The following is a 20,383-nucleotide window of genomic DNA, read 5'->3' as shown; positions in this document are numbered from 1 at the left end:
GGGGCGAACAGGAGAGCGGGGCGTTACACTCATACCAAGGTCGGCCGGCGCCGAGCGAAGGAGATACGCCATGGACCATTCGTCCCACATGAACACCCGGAAGATGGGCGCCTATTGGAGCCTTGCCGTTCAGACCGTCATCAGCGGCGTCATCATGTATCTGGTGATGTTCGTCATGATCGACGGGCTCGACAGCTTCTACAACAACCTCAACATGCTCTACATGACGCTGATGATGGTCGCGCCGATGGTGGTGCTGATGATCGTCGCCATGCGGCACATGTTCGCGTCGAAAGCCGCCAACATCGCGCTGATCGCCGCGTCGCTGGTCGCCTTCTTCGGCAGCTTTGCGCTCATCCGCACCCAGACCACGATCGGCGACACGGCCTTTCTGCGCTCGATGATCCCGCATCATTCCGGGGCGATCCTGATGTGCCAGGAAGCAAAGCTCAGCGATCCGGAAGTCATCCGGCTTTGCGAAGCGATCAAGCGCTCGCAGCGGCAGGAAATCGACGAGATGAAGGCCATACTCGCGCGGCGCTGAGTGGCACGGTCGGGCTACGCCCGGATCCGTGCGCCCGGCCAGGCCCGTGAGCCGGGACGATGGTCGACACGAGGCGCGGGCCGGACGAGATTGCCAGCGACGTAGCGCGGCTTGCGCCGCTGTTCCTGCGACAGGCTGGCGGCCACGTCCTGACGCTGCTCGATCCTGCCGGGATCGTGCTGAGCTATAATGAAGAAGGCGAGCGTGCCGAATGCTGGCCCCTCGATCGCGTCCTGGGACAGCCCCATGACCTGTTCTACCCGCCCGACGAGATTGCGGCCGGCCGCCCGTGCGCAGACCTGGCGGCCGCCCTTCACGAAGGCACGCTGGAGCGCGAAGCGTGGCGGGTCTGCGAGAACGGCGCGGAATATCTCGCGCGCCTGACGATCAGCGCCCTGTTCGAAGGCGACGCACATCGAGGCTTTGCCTGCATCAGTCGCGATGTCACCGACGAGGCGGCGGTCCGGGCGTCAATCGAGACCCGCGAGCAGCATCTCCAGTCGATCCTGGCGACCGTCCCCGATGCGATGATCATCATCGACGAGACCGGCGCCATCACGTCGTTCAGCGCGGCCGCCCAACGCCTGTTCGGCTATTCGGAAACCGAGCTCGTCGGCCGCAACGTCTCCTGCCTGATGCCCCAGCCCGATCGCGACCGGCACGACGAATATATCGCGCATTATCTCCAGACCGGCGAGCGCCGGATCATCGGCCTCGGCCGCGTCGTGGTCGGCCAGCGCCGCGACGGCTCGACCTTCCCGATGCAGCTGTCGGTTGGCGAGGCCGGTGAAGACGGGCAGCGGTTGTTCACCGGCTTCATCCGGGATCTCACCGCCAAGGAGCAGGATGAGCTCAGGCTCAAGGAACTGCAGGCAGAGCTGGTCCATGTCTCCCGGCTGAGCGCGATGGGCACGATGGCCTCGACCCTCGCGCATGAGCTCAACCAGCCGCTTGCCGCGGTCGCGCTCTATCTCGAGACGATCCGCGACATGCTCGACGAGCGGGACGACGAACCCTTCGTGTCGCTACGGTCGGTGATGGATGATGCGGCACAGGAAACGCTGCGGGCCGGCCATATCGTCCGGCGCCTGCGCGATTTCGTCGCCCGCGGCGAGGTCGACAAGAGCCTCCACGAGCTGCCGCGGGTCATCGCCGAGGCGAGCCAGCTCGCGCTGGTCGACGCCCGCGAGCGCGGCATCCGCAGCTTCTTTGCAGTCGATCCCGCCGCGACGCCGGTCCTCGTCGACAGGGTGCAGATCCAGCAGGTGCTGGTCAACCTGATGCGCAATGCCATCGAGGCGATGGCGGAGTGTCCGGTTCGCGACCTCAAGGTGGCGACCAGGTTGCGCCCTGACGGGCTGATCGAGGTGACCGTGGCGGATACCGGCCCCGGCATCGCCGACGAGGTCCGGGAGCAGCTCTTCACGGCGTTCAAGTCGACAAAGGCCGACGGCATGGGCCTCGGCCTTTCGATCTGCCGGACCATCATCGAAGCGCATGGGGGCCGTATCTGGATGGAGCGCCCCGTCCGCGGCGGCGCGCGCTTTCATTTTACCTTGATCCATGCGCGGGCGGAGGAGGAACATGGGGGATAGACGCGTCATCCATCTGGTCGACGACGAGGAGAGCATCCGCAAGGCGGCGAGCTTTGCGCTCAAGACCGCGGGCTACGACGTCGTGACCTATGCCTCGGGCGTGGAGTTTCTCAAGGAGGCGAAGTCGGCGGCCGTCGGCTGCGTCATCCTCGACGTGCGCATGCCCGAGATGGACGGTCTCGAGGTTCAGGCCGCCATGGCAGCACGCGGGGTCAATATGCCGGTCATCGTCCTGACCGGCCATGGCGACGTGTCGGTTGCGGTGCAGGCCATGAAAGGCGGCGCGGTCGACTTTCTCGAGAAGCCCTTCGAGAAAGCCGCCCTGCTCGGCGCCGTCAGCCGCGCGTTCGCGCGTCTCGACGATGTCGACTTTCGCACTCTGGAAACCTCTGAAGCCGGCGTGCGGGTCGCTGCACTGACGCCCCGGGAGCGTGAAGTGCTGGAAGGGCTGGCGAACGGCCTGCCCAATAAGACGATCGCCTATGACCTGGGCTGTTCATCGCGAACGGTCGAGGTCCATCGCGCGAGCCTGATGGCCAAGCTCGAGGTCCGCAATTTGTCCGAAGCCCTGCGGATCGCCTTTGCCGCGGGCATGGGCCGCAAGCCGAAGTGACTGCGACCTCTACGTAGCGACGGGACGAGGCGCGATATGCGATCGATGGTGCAATCGTCACACGGGTGTCCGCTTCTCGCAATGCCATCGGTCCGTTCCACTCAGCATGATGGCAGATACACCATCCTCGTCTCCGACGACGATCCCGGCGTGCGGCGTGGCCTCCAGCTGCTGCTGAGATCGCGCGGCTATGCCGTGTGGGGATATACGACCGGCCACGCGCTGTTGGCCGACCCCCGCGCGAAGGAGGCAGACTGCGTCATCCTCGACTATCGCATGCCCGACATCGACGGATTCGCGATGCTGCGTCACCTTCGCGAGATCGGATGGTCGGGACGCGCCATCATGATCTCAGGCTTTCACGACACGCTGCTGGCCTGGCGGGCCGCCGAGGCGGGCTTCGATCACGTTCTCGCAAAGCCTTTGATCGGCAGGGCTTTGCTCGATGCGTTGGACCGGCACCGCGCCGAGGTTCTGCGAAAGCATTGAGTTATGGCGGCCGGCCCCCGGCAGCCTCAGCCCGGCGCGATGTGGAAAGCCAATCTGCGCCGTCAAAGCCAGTGGCTACGTTTGAACCGGATGTAGAGCCCAATGCAGACCGCAGCGATGACGCCGAGGATGACGAAATATCCCCATTGCGTCTTCAGTTCGGGCATATTCTCGAAATTCATGCCGTAGATTCCGGCAATCGCGGTAGGCACCGCGAGGATCGCATCCCGGGCGGCAAGCTAACGGGTGATCGCACCTTGGCGCTGCTGTTCGAGCAGGTGACTCGCCTCGAACACCGAGATCAGGATGTCGCGGATGCCGGTGATGGCGCTCTCAACCCTGAGCATGTGATCGTCGAGCTTCGAAATCTGGTGGCCGTTGTCGGCACCTTCCATGGCAAGCGGATGAAGGCCGTAATTCCCGGCGATGTCGGCAAGTTCTGTTTCGCTGGGCTGGGACATTTTGATCCACACGAAGTCATCCTTGCCGACGTGCTCGCACGCCGGATCGATCAGGGTCGCCGGCCGTAGCCGTTTGCCATTGTGACAAAGAACGGCGGCGGCGACCGGAAGCCGTGTGCCTCGCCTATTGAGACGCGCGCACAAACACTCGTCATTCTTCAAGCCCAATCGCAGGAAGAAGAAGGCGGCGCGCAGCAATTCGAGCGAGAGCTTATAGAAAATGCGGCGGAGCGTTGGGTTTCGCAGAAGGCCGCTCCCGTTCATGACGCGCGTGGCTGGGCGGCGCGCTGCCACATCAAGGGCACGCGACTGCGAAGGTCTGCGCACCCTTGATTGGCGACCGCGAGGGTTTTCCTCTCTTGCGATGGTACCAAGCGATTGCCCGTGTGGCGCCTCTGCAATCGTGTCGGATGACTATACCTAAGTATCGGATAACGGCGCTGACGACAGGGTTGCCGGGCCCCGGTGAGGCGCGTCGCACCGCGCGGAGACGAAAGCTGGAAGACGGAAAAGCTCAACTGTCGAAAGCGACCGAGCGCGCGAGCGCTTCCTGGGACTGCAGAAAGGCGAGCCGCGATTGCAGCGCCGCCTGGACAACGCCGAAAGCGTCACCCCCCAGAGTCACGCGCAGCGGCGGATGGTCGCTGGTTGCGACATCAACGATCGCTTGCGCGATCTTTTGCGGGTCGAGCGTGTAGAGCTCGTTTCCGGCGGTCTCGAACATCTTGCGGATATGGCCGGCGGGCGTATCGCGATACGCGGCGATCTCGCTGGCGAATTGCAGATTGTGGCTGAAGCTGGTGCGCGCCCCGCCCGGCTCGATCAGTGTCACGAACAGGTTGAAGGGTTCAAGCTCCTGGCGGAGGCATTCGCTGAAGCCCTCCAGGCCCCATTTGGCCACATGATAGAGACTGCTCGTCGGAAGCGAGCCCTGACCACTAGCGCTGGAGATCTGGATGATCCGGCCGCTCCCGCGCAGCCGCATGGCGGGGACAAAGGCGCGGGTGATGTGGATGGGCGCCATGAGATTGAGCGCGATCTGGCCTTCGACCTCGGCGTCCGACATCTCTTCGGTGGCGCCGATCACGCCGCCGCCGGCGTTGTTGACCAGAATATCGACGGGTCGACGCGCCTGCGCCCGGGCCACGACCGCAGCAATATCGTCCTTGACCGTGACGTCGAGCGCTTCGACGCGCAGCTGGCTCGGATATTTCGCCGCGAGATCATCGAGGCTTTCGGGCTTGCGGGCCGTCGCGGTAAGGTCGTCGCCAGCGGCCAGGATCAGTTCGGCCAGATGGCGGCCGATACCGCTGGACGCGCCCGTGAGAAACCAGTGATTGGACATATGTTACTCCATATATTACCAACTGGTAGGTAACTTGAAACCTGGAATGCGTCAATGCTTGGAGGTGTGATGAAGCAACGAACCCGGCGGAATGCCGCACAGAGCCGCGAGACGCTCCTGGCTGCAGCGACCGAGGAGTTCGCGTCCCATGGGCTGGCGGGCGCGCGGATCGACCGGATTGCGCAGGCGGCGGGTATCAGCAAGCCGATGCTCTACACCTATTTCGGGGACAAGGAGGCGCTCTTCGATGCCGCGCTGACGCAGGAAGTGATGGACGCGGCGCAGGCCGATCGCTTCGATCCCAATGATCTTGAGGGTTATGCGGGGCGCACCTATGACTTGCTGGTCGAACGCCCGCGCCTGTGGAGGCTGCTGACCTGGCATCATTTGGAGCGTGGCCAGGATGTTCTGATGCTCCCGGCCGGCGAGGTCCTTCTCGGGGAGAAGCTGGACGGGATCGCAGCGGCGCAGGCCGAGGGGCGGATCGTCGCCGACTTCACGCCCCTGGATGTCGTCCGGCTTGTCGCCGCCCTCACCCAGCTCTGGTGCATGACCGGAGCTGCACGCGACGCTGCCGAGCACGCGGCGCGCCGGGCGACGATCATGCGGGCGGTGGGGCGACTGCTGCGCGTGTGATCGTGCGAGGCGCGAGCTGCACGCCCGCGCGCCGACCGGGACACAGCAAGCATTTTTCGCAACCTGCCGTACTGCCCAGCGGCAAAATCAGGGCGGCTCATGCACAAGCCGGCCCGTCGGCTCCGCGGATGCGATCGACGTTCGAGGACTGCGCCGCCACTGCCGAACCGGATTGGATCATCGCCAAGTGACCCAGTGGCTGCGCGACGATCTCAGGTCGCCGGACTCGTCGCACGACGTTTCGTCAGGAGTCGTTTCATCTGCCTCAAAAGGCGAACCTGCGGCTCAATCCGGAAGAAGGCGCGACACATCCAGGAAACGAGGATCAAATGCGGTCCGCATCGGTATTACTTTCCCTGGCGCGTGCAAGCTCAGCAAAGGACTAATGTTCCCGGAGCATCTCTAGCGCTATACCTAGGTATATCACGCCGACACCAATAACATGTGATCATGCCGCTTCGCATTCTTGCCGGCCAAATGTCCCGATCATCAAATCGAAGCGTGCGAGGCTGTATTACGATATGATATTCTATCTCCTATCTCAGCAGCTTTGCAAATGATTGCTCGCAAAAATATCTCTTCAGTCATGAGGGTTCGACGTCTGGCGTGCGTATTATAGCTATATCTATATCTAAATTTCACGAGAATAAGGTATTGGAAAAACAGGAAAAATACTGTTGACCTGTATATACAACTGATGTTGTCTGTGGCTGTTCTAAAACGTCAGGGGGATTGCACATGACCATCAGGATGGCCCTGCTCGGCAGCGCCGCCATCGTCGCGGGCTACGCCGCGCCGGCTCTCGCTCAGGCCGATCCGACACCGCAGCCAAAAGCACAAGTCCTGGGGGATGACAGCGACATCGTCGTTACCGGCTCACGAATCCGTCGGCAGGATCTGGCCGGGGTTGGACCGGCCACCGTGGTCACCGCCGAGCAGATCCAAAATACCGGCATCGTCAATATCGAAACCGCCTTGCAGCGTTTGCCGGCCAATGCCGGCTTCGCGGGCAACCAGACATCGGCCTACTGGACCAACAACGGTTATGGCACTGCTCAGGTCAATCTGCGCGGCCTCGGCATCAAGCGCACACTCGTGCTCCTCAACGGCCGACGCCTCGTCGCGGGCGGCACCGGCGCCAATTCCTCACCCGATCTCAACATGATCCCGGTCGTGGCGCTGGCACGCACCGATGTCCTCAAGGATGGCGCGTCCGCTATCTACGGGGCCGATGCCATGGCCGGCGTGGTCAACCTTGTCACGCGCACCGATTATGAAGGCCTGGGTCTCAGCGTCCGACAAGGCATTACCGAGCGCGGCGACGGCTCCGATCTCACCGCGGACCTACTTTGGGGCATTCGCAACGATCGTGGCGGGTTCATGGCAGCAGTCACCTACCAGAAGACCAGCGCCGTCAACATGGCCTCGCGTGCGCCCTGCTCGCTCGCTGAAACGACGCCGGGCTCGCTGAGCTGCGTCAACAGCGCCTCGACGATCGGCGGACGCGCGGTGCTGCCCAACGGCCAACAGATCAACTTCAACCAGGTACCCGGAGGGAACGGGAACTTCTACGAGCCTTACAGTCCCGCCAAGCACAACTTCAACTCGAACCCGTTTCTCAATGCGGTCAGCCCAGTCGAGCGCGTCAGCACGGCCTTCTTCGCGGACTATGCGCTGACCGACGGTATCCAGGCGTTCGGCGAGTTCCTCTATACGTTCCGCAAGTCGAATCAGATCGCGACACCCGGCACGCTGCGCAATCTCTCGATACCAGCCAGCAATCCGACCAATCCGACCGGCCAGAACCTGGTCCTGGCCCAGCGCCGCCTCGCCGAACCCGGCGCGCGCCACTTCTTCCAGGAGACCGATACCTGGCAAGGCACCTTCGGGCTGCGCGGCAAGCTGGCGAACGACTGGGCCTGGGAAGTCGCGGGCAGCTTCGGGCGTAACACGGCCGTCGACGGCTCGACCAACATCGCCAATCTCGAGCGCGTCGCGAACACGCTCGACAGGAGCAAATGCTCCAGCACGGCGGGCGCGGCCATCCCCTGCGGTGACTATCTTGGGTTCGGAGACCTGACACCTCAGGTTCTGGATTATATTCTGTTCACCTCGCGCGATCGCGGAGGCAACGAACTCGGCACGGTCACGGCTGACCTCAACGGCGATCTCTTCTCCCTTCCAGCCGGCGCGGTGTCCTTCGCCACCGGCGTGGTCTATCGGCGCGAAAAAGGCTGGCGCGATCCCGACCCGTTGACGGTGCTCGGCGTGGCGAACGTCAATCAGCAGGATCCTATTTCGGGCTCGAGCACCGCCAAGGAAGCCTATCTCGAGCTATCGGTGCCGGTGCTTGCCAACACAGCTTTCGCCAAGGCGCTCACGCTCGATGGCGCAGTCCGCTACTCAAACTATAATCTCTTCGGGAGCGACTGGAATTACAAGCTCAGTGCCGACTGGGTAGTCAATGACAGCATCCGTCTGCGCGGCACTTATGGGACGGGCTTTCGCATTCCCAACGTGCCGGAGCTTTTCGGCGGCGTCTCGGAAGGCAATCTGACCACGACCGATCCCTGCTCGCGCTACACCTCCAGCGGCAACGTGACCTTGATCGCCAATTGTCAGGCGTCCGGTGTGCCGGCCAACTATACGCAGCTCGGCACCACGATCCTCACCACAGTGGGCGGTAACCAGAGCCTTCGGCCCGAAAGCTCCACGACCTGGACCGTTGGTACGGTGATATCGCCGCGCGGCATCATCCCAGGGTTGTCGCTGACGGCAGACTGGTTCGACATCAAGATCAAGGACGCGATCCGGGCCATTCCCGGCTCGACCAAGCTCGCAGTCTGCTATGCGAGCCAGAACCTGTCGCACCCGTTCTGCAGCGACTTTACGCGCAGCGCGCTGACCGGCGAGGTCACTTACCTCTCCGCCCAGCCCATCAACACCGGCCGCGAGGAGATGAATGGTCTCGATCTGGGTCTGGTGTACAGTGGTGCGGTGGGCGAGGTGAAGATCTCCTTGGATCTCAACATGACCTATCTCAACAAATATGTCGTAAACCCCTTCCCCGGCGGCGCGCCGATCTATTTCGACGGGTTTATCGGGGGCGGCAATGGCGGCTATCCGAAATGGCGTGGTTATGGCGTGCTGACGGCGGAAAAGGACGGCATCAGCGCGACCTGGTCGACACAATGGATCGGCAAGGCGACCGACTTCAACGCATCGGCCGGCGACATCGGCTACCGCACGCCGAACGTCTTCTACCACAATCTTCAGCTTGCCTTCGCGATCGACGAGAAGACACGTTTCCAGATCGGGGCCGATAATCTGTTCGACCGCAAGGCGCCCTATATCCAGAGCTTCACCGATGCCAACACCGACACGATGACCTATGATCTACTCGGACGGCGCTTCTACGCCGGCTTCCGAACCGCGTTCTGAAGGGCAGCACATGGCAATTCGCTGGCCTTTGGTCATCCGCCGGACGCACAAGTGGCTGGCCCTGATCGTCGGCGTCCAGGTTCTGCTCTGGACGCTGACCGGCTTCTATATGGTGGCCGTCCATATCGACATCATCCATGGCGACGATCTGGTCCGCCCACCGGTCGTCGCCCCCATCGACCTTGCGAGCTTCGTCCCGCCGGCGCGGATTGTTCAATCGGCTCCCGACGCGTCCGAGATCCGCCTGCAACGGTTCATGGATCAGCCCGTCTGGCGCGCGCAAACCCCGGGTGGTCCAAGACTCTTCGATGCAGGTTCGGGACAGCCCATCCCCGATTTGAGCGAGGCACAAATCCGCGCCGCCGCTCGGCGCATCTACAGCGGCACCGGGGACATCGTCGCAGCCCGGCTGCTGACGACGGCGCCACTGGAAATGCAGGCGCGCAAGCCTCCCTATTGGCAGGTCGAATTCGATGCCTGGAACCGGCCAACCCTGTATCTCTCTCCGCAGACCGGCGAGCTGATCTCGCGCCGCCATGCGCTGTGGCGCGTGTTCGATTTCGCGTGGATGCTGCACATCATGGACTATGACGATCGCTCCGACGTCAACAATCCGCTGCTGCGCGTGGCGACCTGGAGTGCCCTTGCCATGGCGCTGGCCGGGGCTTGGCTGCTGCTTTGGTCGTTCCCGCGGCGCAGGAAGAAGAAGGCATGAAGAAAATCCGGTTCACCCCGCTCTTTTTTCGGCGCATCCACAAATGGGTCGGCCTGATCCTGGGCGTGCAGTTTCTCCTTTGGGCTCTGAGCGGCTCGATGATGGCCTTGCTCGATCAGGAGAAGGTCGGCGGACACAGTGCGCAGGCCAGCCATCAGCACGCCCTACCTGCCGGTGACTATATTGCGCCGGCAAAGCTCGCTCTTGATGGTCCCGTGCTCGGCATCGCCTTGCGGTCCCTTGCCACACGCCCCGTCTACGAGCTTCGATCCACCACGGGCACGCGGCTAATCGACGCGACGAGCGGCGCCCCGGTTCGGGTCGACGAGCAGGTCGCGCGCGACGTCGCGACGATGGTGAATGAAGCACCGATCCGCAAGGCAACGTTGCTCGCCGAACCGAATGTGGAAGCGCGCGAGCACGAAGGCACCATGTGGCGACTGGATTTCGCGGACGCAGAGAACAGCAGCGCCTACATCTCCGCCGACACCGGCCGATTCCTGGTCATGCGCGGCGACACATGGCGCACCTGGGATTTCTTCTGGATGCTCCACAATATGGACTATGTGAACCGCACCAGCTTCAATCACCCGCTGATCGTCTTCGTTGCGTTCGGTACTTTGTGGCTGTCGGGGACGGGCTTCTACCTGCTGTTTAAGAGCTTCAGTCGCGCCGACGTGCGATGGTTGCGGCGCAGGCGCAAATCGGCCGTCAAGTTGGGCGCGGGCTGATCGCTAGGTCCCAACAGAAAAAGCCGCCGATAGCTCGAACCGATTGCCCGGGTGCGTGAGCCAAGCGTGCGATACGAGACGTCCGCGACTCCAGGTTCTGCGCGTCATCATTAGCACTGGTTCTCCTTCAGCGAGGCCCAGCATTGTTCGCATGGCTGTATCCGGCATCGCCGCGCACACCCGGTGCTCTACTCGCTCGAGCGGGGCAACACGTGTCAGATATTCATTCGGCGTCGAGGCGCTGAAATCCCTCTCTCCGTAGCGTGGCGCAGCAGATGCCAGCACAAAGCGCTCCTCGACCTGAATTGGGAATTCGGTCTCGTGATGGACGATAAGCGAATGGAAGAGGCGCGTGCCCAAGCCGACTTCCAGCAGAGCTGCCCTTTCCGCATCAGCCCGTATCTCGATATTATAAATGACGCGCGCGCGATAGGCGTGGCCCCTGCCGCGCACCTCCTCCGCGATGTTGCGGATCTCGATCAGCTGCCCGATCGGCCGGGGCTCGGCGACAAAGCTGCCCCGCCCCGCCCGCCGTACCACGACACCGGCCGATTGCAGTTCCCGCAACGCCCGGTTTGCGGTCATGCGCGAGACTTTGAACGTCTCGACGAGCTCGGCCTCTGACGGCGTCTGGTCGCCGGGCTTCAGGCGACCTTCCCGGATGTCCTCGAAAATGCTGTCTTTGATCGCCACATAGCGAGGTTGCTTCTCCGCACCGGCAGCGTCGACCGCGGGTTCGCCCACAGAAGCAGCTTTCGTCCGGGGAGCGGATGCGCGGCTATGGGGGCGAGCGGGAGCATGCATCAAATGACTATACAGGTGGGGGCGAGCAAGTCCCAGTCATTCAAACAGGAAATCACCAGCGAGAGCCGAGGCGTGCGTGATCAATGCCGCGCGAAGACCTTCTGGCCCGAACTGCCGAACGACACCACCGCATAGGGTTGGCGGGCGGCGCCTGCCACTTCCATGCCCTCCGAGCCGATCGGCATCCCCGCCACCGCAATGCCTCTGACGCCTACGGGACGGGTTGCCAGCAGGCGCTTGATATCGGCGACCGGGACATGGCCCTCGATCAGATAGCCATCAACCATCGCGCTGTGGCAGGATGCCAGCGTGCCCGGCATGCCGGCCCTCCGCTGAAGCGCCCCGCGCGACGCATCGTCGCGCATGACGACCGTGCGGCCCAGCTTCGCGCGAAGCGCCTGGGCCCACTTCTCACAGCATCCACAACCCGGGTCCCGGTGGACGACGACATCATTCGCCGCAAGCGCTGCGCCGGGCAGGGCGAGGAACAGCAAGGCGGCAGAAAGACGGGTCTTCATGAACGGCTCCCGGAAGCATGCGATAGGGTTCCTAATGATCTATACGCATTGATGCCCCCTACCCCTCATCACGCTGAAGATTTCACGATGGCGCGCGGCCTCCAGGCGAGCGGCAAGGACACAAGCAGCGCCAGCGACAGACCACCAATCCCCCACAAGACTAAGTGCTGCGCCCCGGGAGCGACGACGGCGATCGCCAGCGGCGCGAGCGCCTGCCCGATGCTGGCGGCGGAATGCTGGAGACCGAGCTTCAGACCCGAAGGGGCTGCCGCACCGCTGATCCAGAAGCTGGTGACCAATCGAAGGGTTGCCGAGCTCCAGCCGGCAGCAACGATGATCCCACTGAGTTCGGCCATGCTCGCGGCGACAGGGAACAGGAAGAGCGCCGCAGCCAGCAGGCCGAGCGTCAGCCCCGCAAGCCGCCTCGGCATGGTCACCAGCCAATCGAGCCTCGCATGGAAGATCTGTGCTGCCAGCATGCCCAATCCGCAGAGACTGAGCATCCAGGCGATCTCTTCGCGGCTCAGCGAAATGACGCTCCGCGTCACCAGGAGATTGACATGCATCGCCGCCAGCCCGCCGCCCGCGACGATCGTGACGAAAAGCAGGATCAGCGTCGCGCCGAGCGTCGGCGCGGGCAGGTCTCCGCCATCGATGCAAGGTGCACACCAGCGCGGCAGACGCACGGCGCAAAGCGCCGCCCCGACGGCACCGATGCCGAAAGCGAGGATCATGAGGGGAGCGCGGGGCAGGATCGCGGCCGAGACCTCCGCCACCAGCGGACCGGCGAGATCGCCCAGAAACAAGAAGGCGGTCAGCCAGGTGAAGCGCCGCGCCTGGTCCGCGCGCTCGTTTGCGGCAAAGCTCGCGCAGAGCAAGCCCAACGGTATGATGGCGGCCGACGCCATCCCCGCCACCAGGCGCAATGCATAAAGCTCAGGCAGCCCGACGAGGCCGATCGGCGCGGTCACCAGGGCGAGGATGACCAGCGCTGCGCGCAACATCGCCCGATAGTCGACCCGGTCCGCGATCCAGCCCCAGAGCGGCGCCGCCAGCAAGGCTGCCAGGGGATGGACCGCGGTCAGGCTCGCGACATGAAAATCATGAGCGCTTGACGATAGCGCGCCACGAGCCGGGTCGACCAGTGCCGGAAGGAAGGCGAGAATGGCCGTCTGTCCCGCCGACGCCGCAGCCGCCGCGAGCAACAAGACGAAAAAGGAGGCCGGCCAGCGACCGTTGGCTTGCGATCCAGCCTTGTCACGCGGCGCGTTCGCGGTCGACCCCTCGAGTGGCCATCCGCGGATCACCACCAGGCGCGCAAGCCGATCACCAGCCTGTGTTCGGAAGGCCCTTCCCCGCGCAGGCGACGGAAATCGGCCGTGCCGTCAAATGCGCGCTCCCAGACGAAGCCGATATAGGGCGCGAACTTGCGCGACACCTCGTAGCGCAACCGTCCGCTCAGCTCGACATTGCTGAAGCCGCTGCCGAGCTGCCGATCGCTCGACCGCTTCGAATAGATATTGGTCTCCACCTGCGGCGTAAGGATCAACCGATTGGTGAACAAGACCTCATAGGACGCCTTGGCGCGCGCCGCGAGACGCCCATCGGTTCCTACATAGCCGGTGAGCTGGACGTCGAACCAATAGGGCGCCAGTCCCTCGACGCCGGCGGCCAGCCAGGTGGTCGCTCCCTTGCCGAGATCCTGCCTGACCCCGAGCAGCGTGCCCCAGAACGGGTTCTTGCTGTGCCACCACAGCGCCTCGACGCTGCTCTCCGGATCGAGACGTTGGTCGCGGGAGTTCTTGAGCCCCTGGCTGCGCAGCCAGAGCTTGTCATTGTCCTGACCCTTGGTGACGAGCACGGTCCAGCCCACGCCCTGACCCTCGTTGCCGCTGGTGAACTCAAGCTCATCGACAAGTATCTTGGGGATTGAGAGCTTGTCGGCCATCTCATAGCCCGGCAGCGTCGAGTTGCGGTAGCCGTCGGCATAATCGTCCGAGTTGCGCGCGTCCGGCGGGGCCTGGCCGCCCTGCATCGAGCCCATGTCCATCGTGGCGCCGTTACCGGACGCCTTCGTGTCGGTCATATCCATGCCCGGCATGTCCATGCCCGCATGGTCCTGAGAGCCTTGCGCGGAAGGGGTGTGCTGAGCGGGAGTGGCCGTTTGGGCAGGGGTGGCGGCGGGCGACGGGGGCGAGGCCTCCTGCGCGAGGGCGGGAGCCGTGATCGCCGGCGCCAGGAAGAGGGCAGCGCCAAGAGCGATGCCGCGCGAGGGGAAAATCCGGATCATGCGACCACCACCTCCCGGAACATGCCGGCCGCCATGTGATAGAGCAGATGGCAGTGGAAGGCCCATCGGCCCATGGCGTCGGCGGTGACGCGGAAGCTCACCCGCTGGGCGGGCTGGACCACGACCGTATGCTTGCGGACCTGGAAGGCGCCGTCCGGGCCTTCGACATCGCTCCACATGCCGTGCAGATGCATCGGATGCGCCATCATCGTGTCGTTGACGAAGGTGACGCGCAGCCGCTCGTTTGGCTTGAAATGAAGCGGCCTGGAATCGTTGAGCTTGATGCCGTCGAGCGACCAGATGAACCGTTCCATATTGCCCGTCAGATGCAGCTCGATGTCGCGCTCGGGCTCGCGCGGGTCGGGATCGCCGCCCGGCGTGCGCAGATCGGCCAGCGTCAGCACGCGCCAGCCGCGCCCGCGCAGCCCGGCGCCGGGATCGTCGAGATTGGTGCGCGGATAGTCGACGCGCATGTCGGTATTGGCGCCATATTCGGTGCGGGCGTGCCGTGCCCTGGCCGGCATCTCGGTCATGCCGTGCCCGGCATGCGCGTCGCCTCCCATTGCGCCCATCGTCGCCATCGCGCCCATCATGTCGACCGGCTCGAGCCAGGTCCGGGCATCGAGCGGCGGCACGGCTGCCGCCATGCCCGGGGCCGGTGCGATCGTGCCACGCGCATAGCCGCTCCGATCGATCGCCTGCGCGAAGATGGTGCGGGCGCCGCCCTCGGGCATGGTGAACTCGACGTCGTAGGTCTCGCCCGGGCCGATCCGGAATTCCTCGACCGTGACCGGCTCGACCGGCTGCCCGTCGGTCGATACGACCGTCAGCTCGACCCCGGGGATCCGCACGTCGAAGAACGTCGCCGTCCCCGCGCCGACGAAGCGCAGGCGCACGCGCTCGCCGGGCGCGGCGATACCGGTCCAGTTGCCGGCGGGCGGCGCGCCGTTCATCAGATAGGTGTAGGTCGCGGCAGAGACATCGCTGTAGTCGGTCGGGTTCATCCGCGAGCTGTTCCACATCCGCCGCCGCTCGAGCGCCTTGCCCAAGCCCATGGTGCCGACATCCTTGAGGAAATCGCCGGCGGTCGGCTGCGCAAAATTATAGTAGCTGCTCTGCTTCTTGAGATTGAGGAAGATCTGCAGCGGCGGCTCGTCCGACCAGTCGCTGAGCACGATGCAATAGTCGCGATCGGGCGCCCGCGCCGTCGGCACCTGTTTTGGCTCCACGATGATCGCTCCATAGAGTCCCGTCTGCTCGGCGAGCGTGTGAGCGTGATACCAGTAGGTTCCGCTCTGGCGGACCTCGAAGCGATAGGTGAAGGTCTCGCCCGGCGCGATGCCGGCAAAGCTGATGCCGGGCACGCCGTCCATCTCCACCGGCACGATGATGCCGTGCCAATGGATGCTCGACATCTCCTTGAGGCCGTTGCGTACGCGCAGCGTGACCGTGTCGCCTTCGCGCAGGCGCAGGACCGGCGCGGGCACGCTGCCGTTCACGGCGGTCGCGATACGGCGTTTGCCGGTGAAGTTGACCGGCAGCTCGGCGATCTCGAGGTCGAACTCGGTCCCGCTCAGCTCAGCGGGCAAGGTTGGTGCGGATCGCGCGAGAAGCGCCGGGGCGAAACCGGCGACCGCGCCGCCGATCGCCAGCCCCTGGACGAAACGGCGCCGCGCGATCGGCCGGATATGTAAGGGAGACATGAACTGTACTTTCGCGAAGTCGGCTTCAGGCGAGGTCGAGGACGATCCGGCCCTCGATGTCGCCATGATGCATGCGGGAGAAGACGTCGTTGATGTTCTCCAGCTTGTCTGCATGGACCGTGGCCTTGACCTTGCCCTCGCCGGCGAACGCCAGTGCCTCGAGCAGATCGAGCCGCGTGCCGACGATCGAGCCGCGCACGGTAATGCCGTTCAGCACGGTGTCGAAGATCGACAACGGGAAGTCGCCCGGCGGCAGGCCGTTGAGCGCGACCGTGCCGCCGCGCCGGACCATGCCGAGCGCCTGCTGGAACGCCTTGGGCGAAACGGCGGTCACCAGCGCCCCGTGCGCGCCGCCAATGGCTTTCTTGAGCGCTGCCGAAGGGTCCTCGTTGCGCGCGTTGACCGTCAGTGTGGCGCCAAGGCGTGTAGCGAGGTCGAGCTTGCTATCGTCGATGTCGACCGCGGCCACATTGAGACCCATGGCTCGGGCATATTGCACCGCCATGTGGCCGAGCCCGCCAATGCCGGAGACGACCACCCACTCGCCGGGTCTGGCCTCGGTGGCCTTCAATCCCTTGTAGACGGTGACGCCCGCGCAGAGGATCGGCGCAATGTCGAGGAAGTCGACATTGTCGGGAAGGTGACCAACATAGTTGGGATCGGCGAGGACATATTCGGCAAAGCTGCCATTGACCGAATAGCCGGTGTTCTGCTGTTCGTGGCAAAGCGTCTCCCAGCCACCCAGGCAATGCACGCAGTGCCCGCAGGCGGTGTAGAGCCAGGGCACACCGACCCGGTCGCCTTCCTTCACATGGGTGACGCCGGCACCAACGGCGGCGACATGCCCGACGCCCTCATGGCCAGGAATGAAGGGCGGGTTGGGCTTGACCGGCCAGTCCCCTTCTGCCGCGTGCAGGTCGGTATGGCACACGCCGGTTGCCGCAATCTTGACCAGGACCTGCCCGGGGCCGACCGTCGGGATCGGCGCGTCCTCGATGACCAGGGGCTTGCCAAATTCGCGGACGACCGCCGCCTTCATGGTTTTCGCCATGTCCGTTTCTCCTTTTAAGCGGGGGGTCAGAATAGGCCGAGCGCGTGCTCGTCATAGGAGACGAGCAGATTCTTGGTCTGCTGATAATGATCGAGCATCATCCGGTGGTTTTCACGCCCGAAGCCCGATGCCTTGTATCCGCCGAAGGCGGCATGGGCGGGGTACTGATGATAGCAGTTGGTCCAGACCCGCCCGGCCTCGATCGCGCGGCCGAGCCGGTAGGCGGTGTTGCCGCTCCGGGTCCAGACGCCCGCGCCAAGACCGTAGGCGGTGTCATTGGCAAGTGCGATCGCCTCCTCGACCGTCTTGAACGTGGTGACCGACAGGACGGGACCGAAGATCTCCTCCTGGAAGATGCGCATGTGGTTCTGACCCACGAACACGGTCGGCTGCACGAAATAGCCCTGGTCGAGCGCACCGCCCGGCAGCGCCCTGGCGCCACCGACCAGACACTGCGCGCCCTCGGCCTTGCCGATATCGATATAGCCCAGGATCTTGTGGAGCTGGTCCTCCGACGCCTGCGCGCCGACCTGGACCGACGGGTCGAGCGGATCGCCCTGGCGGATCGCGGCGACGCGCGCCACGGCGCGCTCGATGAAGCGGTCGAAGATCGACTCATGGATCAGGGCGCGCGACGGGCAGGTACAGACCTCGCCCTTGTTGAAGGCGAACAAAGTAAAGCCTTCGAGCGCCTTGTCGAAGAAGGCATCGTCCTCGTCGAGCACGTCCGCCATGAAGATGTTGGGCGACTTGCCGCCAAGCTCCATCGTCTGGGGGATCAGATGGTCCGCTGCGGCGTGCATGATCTGCTTGCCGGTGACGGTCTCGCCGGTGAACGAGACCTTGGCGATGCGCGGATTGGCGGCGATCACCTGGCCAACGGTCCGTCCCGGGCCGGTAACGACATTGAGCACGCCGGGCGGCAGGATGTCGGCGGTGAGCTCGGCGAACATCAGCAAGGTGAGCGGCGTCTGGGATGCGGGTTTGATGACGGTGCAGTTGCCCGCCGCCAGCGCCGGGGCGATCTTCCACGCCGCCATCAGCAGCGGGAAGTTCCACGGGATGATCTGGCCGACGACGCCGAGCGGCTCGCGGAAATGATAGGCGATGGTGTCCGCATCGATCGTCGAGATGCCGCCTTCCTCCGCCCGGATGCAGCCGGCGAAGTAGCGGAAATGGTCGATCGCGAGCGGCACGTCGGCAGCGCGCGTCTCGCGGATCGGCTTGCCATTGTCGATCGTCTCGGCAAGTGCCAGCAACTCCAGATTGTCTTCGAGCCGGTCGGCGACGCGATTGAGAATCCTGGCGCGTTCGGCGGGCGCGATCCTTGCCCATTGATCCTTGGCGGCGTGCGCCGCATCGAGCGCGCGCTCGACATCTTCCGGCGTCGACAGCGCGAACTCTGCGATCTGGGCGCCATTGATCGGGCTCGTGTCGGCGAAATACTCGCCGCCCGCAGGAGCGCTCCAGCGGCCTCCGATGAAATTATCATAGCGGTGTCGGAAGGAGGCCGCCGCGTTAATGGTCCCGATCGCCTTCTCGAACATAACCTGACTCCATCTCTATCGATGGCCTGACGGAGTAATCTCTTTGCCCGGGTGGCCTATAAGTAAGTTCCGCAGAAGGTAGTCTGGTATCGGGGTCGCGGGCTTGAGGGTCAGACACGCCAACAGAGCCGATGACTATTCATCGACTCCTGAACGTATTCGCGCACGCCTGATCGGAATTATGCCGAGACAGGCGTTACTCGGCCGAGTCTTCTTTTGGCGAGGGCGGCGCTTGGCATTCCAATTCTGGCGTTACGCCCGGACGCGCTTTAGGCTCACCCAATCGCCTTTCTGAAGCGTCCCGTCCCTCACGCGGAAATGAGCATAATGGTCGTCGAAAATCTGGTCGACTTCGACATGACCGACAAGACGGCGGTGGCGCGGCGTTGCGTGATAGACTTCGAGTATCTGCCCGATGTGCGCGCCATCGGCCTTACCCAGGCAGGCCACTGTGCCGCCCGCATCCATACGGACGATCTTGCCGCGCATGAACAAGCTATGGCCGATACCCTGTGCGAGGAGCGGCGTGCTGCCAAAGAGCAGAAAGCCAACAGCAGCACCGACGCCAAGATGTTTTCGCATCGCTGTTTCCTCTGTCAAGTCAGACGCTCGGACCCGGTTTTGAAAGCTGGGAGCACGGGGCGACGCTGGGCATCGTCAAAGAACTGGCCCGCCGCGCGGGGCTGGAAACCTCACATGTCGCTCATCGGCTTGTCGGCCATGGGCTTGGCGGTCTTCTTCTTCGCCGCCGGCTTGGCCTTCTTCATCGGCATCTTGCAGCAGCCACTCTTCGCCTTACCGGCCATGCCCGAGCCGTTCGATGCAGGCGAGCCGCCGGACATGCCGGCCATCCCCGACATGCCCTGTTGATCCTGCTGGGCCGGTTGCCCCTGCTGCTTCTGCGCGCCGGCCTGATGATCCTTCATCATCTGATCGTGCATCTGCTGCCCGCCATGATCCATGCCCTGCTGGTGGGCATGGGCCGGCGCAGCCTGCGCGGGCGCGGGCGTCGACTGGGCGAGAGCGGTGCCGGCGGCGAAGGTTAGCGTCGCGAAGAGGCTGACGGGCGCCGCGAGAAATGTCGTCTGTCGCATTGAGGGTCTCCGAGTGTTCTTCCTGTTGCCCGATCGACGTTCCGATCCCGGCAATTCCGAAGCTTCAATGCTGCTAGCGAGACGCTGTCTGTATACGTAAGTTACGAATCGAAATCCGATCGGCCGTGTGCCTGCTGGAGCAGGCGCGTAAAATGATGATCCGGGATCGATCAAAAATGTGACCCGGCCTGGTTTTCTCGTCCTGAGACCGGCCAGAAAAGCGATTGGCCCGCCGTGGGAACGGCGGACCAAGGCTTCGGTTGAAAGCGGCCATGATCTTGTCCGTCAACCTTGTCGTCTGATGGAATGATGGCAGGGTCAGCAACCACCGTCCGACCTGTGTGACATGCCGGAGGCGCCGTCCTGGTCCTGCGAATCCCGCATCGCCATTCGATGGCCCTGCATCATCTGGCCGTGCATCTGCTCCTTACCGTGAGCCATGCCCTGCATGTGGGCAGGATCGGGCTGGGCAGGCGCCGGCCTGGCCTTGAGGGTCTCCTCAAGATCGGGCATGCCCGGCGGCATCCCGTCCGCCAGCACCGGTCCGGCACTGACGGCGAGGAAGCCGAGAGCTGCGAGCGAAGCGATCATTGCCGTCTTCTTGCGCAAGTATCCATTCCTTCAAGTCTGGGTTTCCCGTTCGATCGAGCATATGCCCGGTCGATTGTCGCCCCTTCCGGAGCTTGCCCGTGAAATGGTGTCACCTTCCGCCTTGCTGTATACGTAATGTGCGAAGTCCGTCTCTGAGATGGCCATAAATTATCGCACTGGCATCGTTGTTGTGCCGATGTGTAACTATGGTTCGG

The 20,383-nt window shown here is 63.9% G+C and carries 21 protein-coding genes; 8 read left to right on the top strand and 13 right to left on the bottom strand.

The annotated features are described in order from the left end of the window. The first annotated feature begins 70 nt into the window (after positions 1 to 70). The 4 genes from A0U87_RS04405 (at position 71) to A0U87_RS04390 (ending at position 3,241) form a co-directional block, all read left to right on the top strand. Positions 71 to 544 (top strand): DUF305 domain-containing protein, encoded by a 474-nt coding sequence (locus A0U87_RS04405; RefSeq protein ID WP_004212732.1) that lies wholly within the window; start codon positions 71 to 73, stop codon positions 542 to 544. 59 nt (positions 545 to 603) lie between these two features. Next, a complete protein-coding gene (locus tag A0U87_RS04400; RefSeq protein WP_037512054.1) occupies positions 604 to 2,139 on the top strand; it encodes a PAS domain S-box protein in 1,536 nt (511 codons plus the stop codon). Continuing rightward, a complete protein-coding gene (locus tag A0U87_RS04395) occupies positions 2,129 to 2,752 on the top strand; it encodes a response regulator (protein WP_007683357.1) in 624 nt (207 codons plus the stop codon). The genes A0U87_RS04400 and A0U87_RS04395 overlap by 11 nt, the downstream gene beginning before the upstream one ends. Positions 2,753 to 2,833: 81 nt before the next feature. Next, the gene (locus A0U87_RS04390) at positions 2,834 to 3,241 is read left to right on the top strand and encodes a response regulator (protein ID WP_007683354.1); all 408 of its coding nucleotides are present in this window, start codon (positions 2,834 to 2,836) and stop codon (positions 3,239 to 3,241) included. A gap of 62 nt (positions 3,242 to 3,303) precedes the next feature. Here the strand turns inward: A0U87_RS04390 and A0U87_RS26610 are convergent, their stop codons facing one another. From A0U87_RS26610 to A0U87_RS04380, 3 genes are all read right to left on the bottom strand, one after another. Continuing rightward, on the bottom strand, positions 3,304 to 3,453 hold the full coding sequence (locus A0U87_RS26610) for a CorA family divalent cation transporter (protein ID WP_226948521.1): 150 nt from the start codon (positions 3,451 to 3,453) through the stop codon (positions 3,304 to 3,306). Between the two features lie 27 nt (positions 3,454 to 3,480). After that, the gene (locus tag A0U87_RS26605) at positions 3,481 to 3,966 is read right to left on the bottom strand and encodes a hypothetical protein (protein WP_016743853.1); all 486 of its coding nucleotides are present in this window, start codon (positions 3,964 to 3,966) and stop codon (positions 3,481 to 3,483) included. Positions 3,967 to 4,216: 250 nt separating this feature from the next. Continuing rightward, entirely contained in the window at positions 4,217 to 5,047 is an 831-nt protein-coding gene (locus A0U87_RS04380) for an SDR family oxidoreductase (RefSeq protein ID WP_037479754.1), read from the bottom strand. A gap of 69 nt (positions 5,048 to 5,116) precedes the next feature. On the opposite strand from A0U87_RS04380, the gene A0U87_RS04375 reads away from it, so the two are divergent. From A0U87_RS04375 to A0U87_RS04360, 4 genes are all read left to right on the top strand, one after another. Continuing rightward, a complete protein-coding gene (locus A0U87_RS04375; RefSeq protein WP_015449258.1) occupies positions 5,117 to 5,683 on the top strand; it encodes a TetR family transcriptional regulator in 567 nt (188 codons plus the stop codon). 738 nt (positions 5,684 to 6,421) lie between these two features. After that, positions 6,422 to 9,124, top strand: a complete 2,703-nt coding sequence (locus A0U87_RS04370; protein WP_004213139.1) for a TonB-dependent receptor — start codon at positions 6,422 to 6,424, stop codon at positions 9,122 to 9,124. Positions 9,125 to 9,134: 10 nt separating this feature from the next. Then, positions 9,135 to 9,839 (top strand): PepSY domain-containing protein, encoded by a 705-nt coding sequence (locus A0U87_RS04365; protein WP_004213138.1) that lies wholly within the window; start codon positions 9,135 to 9,137, stop codon positions 9,837 to 9,839. Continuing rightward, on the top strand, positions 9,836 to 10,570 hold the full coding sequence (locus A0U87_RS04360; RefSeq protein WP_004213137.1) for a PepSY domain-containing protein: 735 nt from the start codon (positions 9,836 to 9,838) through the stop codon (positions 10,568 to 10,570). Before A0U87_RS04365 ends, A0U87_RS04360 begins: the two co-directional genes overlap by 4 nt. A gap of 3 nt (positions 10,571 to 10,573) precedes the next feature. On the opposite strand, the gene hutC is transcribed toward A0U87_RS04360, so the two are convergent. The 10 genes from hutC to A0U87_RS04310 form a co-directional block, all read right to left on the bottom strand. Then, positions 10,574 to 11,263 (bottom strand): histidine utilization repressor, encoded by a 690-nt coding sequence (hutC, locus tag A0U87_RS04355; RefSeq protein WP_230588639.1) that lies wholly within the window; start codon positions 11,261 to 11,263, stop codon positions 10,574 to 10,576. Between the two features lie 191 nt (positions 11,264 to 11,454). After that, complete coding sequence (locus A0U87_RS04350) at positions 11,455 to 11,892, bottom strand: DUF411 domain-containing protein (RefSeq protein ID WP_004213035.1); 438 nt, start codon at positions 11,890 to 11,892, stop codon at positions 11,455 to 11,457. A 68-nt stretch (positions 11,893 to 11,960) separates the two neighbouring features. Continuing rightward, on the bottom strand, positions 11,961 to 13,202 hold the full coding sequence (locus A0U87_RS04345) for an MFS transporter (RefSeq protein WP_015449261.1): 1,242 nt from the start codon (positions 13,200 to 13,202) through the stop codon (positions 11,961 to 11,963). Beyond that, positions 13,196 to 14,182: a copper resistance protein B gene (locus tag A0U87_RS04340; protein ID WP_004213030.1), complete on the bottom strand. Its 987-nt coding sequence runs from the start codon at positions 14,180 to 14,182 to the stop codon at positions 13,196 to 13,198. The genes A0U87_RS04345 and A0U87_RS04340 overlap by 7 nt, the downstream gene beginning before the upstream one ends. Then, on the bottom strand, positions 14,179 to 15,885 hold the full coding sequence (locus A0U87_RS04335) for a copper resistance system multicopper oxidase (protein WP_137405241.1): 1,707 nt from the start codon (positions 15,883 to 15,885) through the stop codon (positions 14,179 to 14,181). The genes A0U87_RS04340 and A0U87_RS04335 overlap by 4 nt, the downstream gene beginning before the upstream one ends. A gap of 25 nt (positions 15,886 to 15,910) precedes the next feature. Further along, positions 15,911 to 16,936 (bottom strand): alcohol dehydrogenase AdhP, encoded by a 1,026-nt coding sequence (adhP, locus tag A0U87_RS04330; RefSeq protein ID WP_004212676.1) that lies wholly within the window; start codon positions 16,934 to 16,936, stop codon positions 15,911 to 15,913. Between the two features lie 26 nt (positions 16,937 to 16,962). Beyond that, positions 16,963 to 18,483, bottom strand: a complete 1,521-nt coding sequence (locus A0U87_RS04325; protein WP_137405240.1) for an aldehyde dehydrogenase family protein — start codon at positions 18,481 to 18,483, stop codon at positions 16,963 to 16,965. 252 nt (positions 18,484 to 18,735) lie between these two features. Next, positions 18,736 to 19,065: a hypothetical protein gene (locus A0U87_RS04320; RefSeq protein ID WP_004212674.1), complete on the bottom strand. Its 330-nt coding sequence runs from the start codon at positions 19,063 to 19,065 to the stop codon at positions 18,736 to 18,738. A gap of 110 nt (positions 19,066 to 19,175) precedes the next feature. Continuing rightward, positions 19,176 to 19,577, bottom strand: a complete 402-nt coding sequence (locus A0U87_RS26100; protein WP_015449265.1) for a hypothetical protein — start codon at positions 19,575 to 19,577, stop codon at positions 19,176 to 19,178. A gap of 318 nt (positions 19,578 to 19,895) precedes the next feature. Next, positions 19,896 to 20,186, bottom strand: coding sequence for a hypothetical protein (locus tag A0U87_RS04310; protein WP_007406388.1), 291 nt, complete (start codon positions 20,184 to 20,186; stop codon positions 19,896 to 19,898). Positions 20,187 to 20,383: the final 197 nt, after the last annotated feature.

It is taken from the genome of Sphingobium sp. MP9-4, assembly GCF_005281675.1.
Taxonomy (GTDB): domain Bacteria; phylum Pseudomonadota; class Alphaproteobacteria; order Sphingomonadales; family Sphingomonadaceae; genus Sphingobium; species Sphingobium yanoikuyae.
The sequence above is the reverse complement of the archived record's forward strand: the minus strand, read 5'-3'. Positions and strand labels throughout refer to the sequence as shown.

Coding starts and splice junctions, on each gene's coding strand:
- A0U87_RS04340 (WP_004213030.1), bottom strand. CDS start 14,182: ATGATCCGGATTTTCCCCTCGCGCGGCATCGCTCTTGGCGCTGCCCTC.
- A0U87_RS04375 (WP_015449258.1), top strand. CDS start 5,117: ATGAAGCAACGAACCCGGCGGAATGCCGCACAGAGCCGCGAGACGCTC.
- A0U87_RS04370 (WP_004213139.1), top strand. CDS start 6,422: ATGACCATCAGGATGGCCCTGCTCGGCAGCGCCGCCATCGTCGCGGGC.
- A0U87_RS04405 (WP_004212732.1), top strand. CDS start 71: ATGGACCATTCGTCCCACATGAACACCCGGAAGATGGGCGCCTATTGG.
- A0U87_RS04350 (WP_004213035.1), bottom strand. CDS start 11,892: ATGAAGACCCGTCTTTCTGCCGCCTTGCTGTTCCTCGCCCTGCCCGGC.
- A0U87_RS04320 (WP_004212674.1), bottom strand. CDS start 19,065: ATGCGAAAACATCTTGGCGTCGGTGCTGCTGTTGGCTTTCTGCTCTTT.
- A0U87_RS04325 (WP_137405240.1), bottom strand. CDS start 18,483: ATGTTCGAGAAGGCGATCGGGACCATTAACGCGGCGGCCTCCTTCCGA.
- A0U87_RS26100 (WP_015449265.1), bottom strand. CDS start 19,577: ATGCGACAGACGACATTTCTCGCGGCGCCCGTCAGCCTCTTCGCGACG.
- A0U87_RS04365 (WP_004213138.1), top strand. CDS start 9,135: ATGGCAATTCGCTGGCCTTTGGTCATCCGCCGGACGCACAAGTGGCTG.
- A0U87_RS04380 (WP_037479754.1), bottom strand. CDS start 5,047: ATGTCCAATCACTGGTTTCTCACGGGCGCGTCCAGCGGTATCGGCCGC.
- A0U87_RS04395 (WP_007683357.1), top strand. CDS start 2,129: ATGGGGGATAGACGCGTCATCCATCTGGTCGACGACGAGGAGAGCATC.
- A0U87_RS04400 (WP_037512054.1), top strand. CDS start 604: ATGGTCGACACGAGGCGCGGGCCGGACGAGATTGCCAGCGACGTAGCG.
- A0U87_RS26605 (WP_016743853.1), bottom strand. CDS start 3,966: ATGAACGGGAGCGGCCTTCTGCGAAACCCAACGCTCCGCCGCATTTTC.
- adhP (WP_004212676.1), bottom strand. CDS start 16,936: ATGGCGAAAACCATGAAGGCGGCGGTCGTCCGCGAATTTGGCAAGCCC.
- A0U87_RS04390 (WP_007683354.1), top strand. CDS start 2,834: ATGCCATCGGTCCGTTCCACTCAGCATGATGGCAGATACACCATCCTC.
- A0U87_RS04335 (WP_137405241.1), bottom strand. CDS start 15,885: ATGTCTCCCTTACATATCCGGCCGATCGCGCGGCGCCGTTTCGTCCAG.
- A0U87_RS04360 (WP_004213137.1), top strand. CDS start 9,836: ATGAAGAAAATCCGGTTCACCCCGCTCTTTTTTCGGCGCATCCACAAA.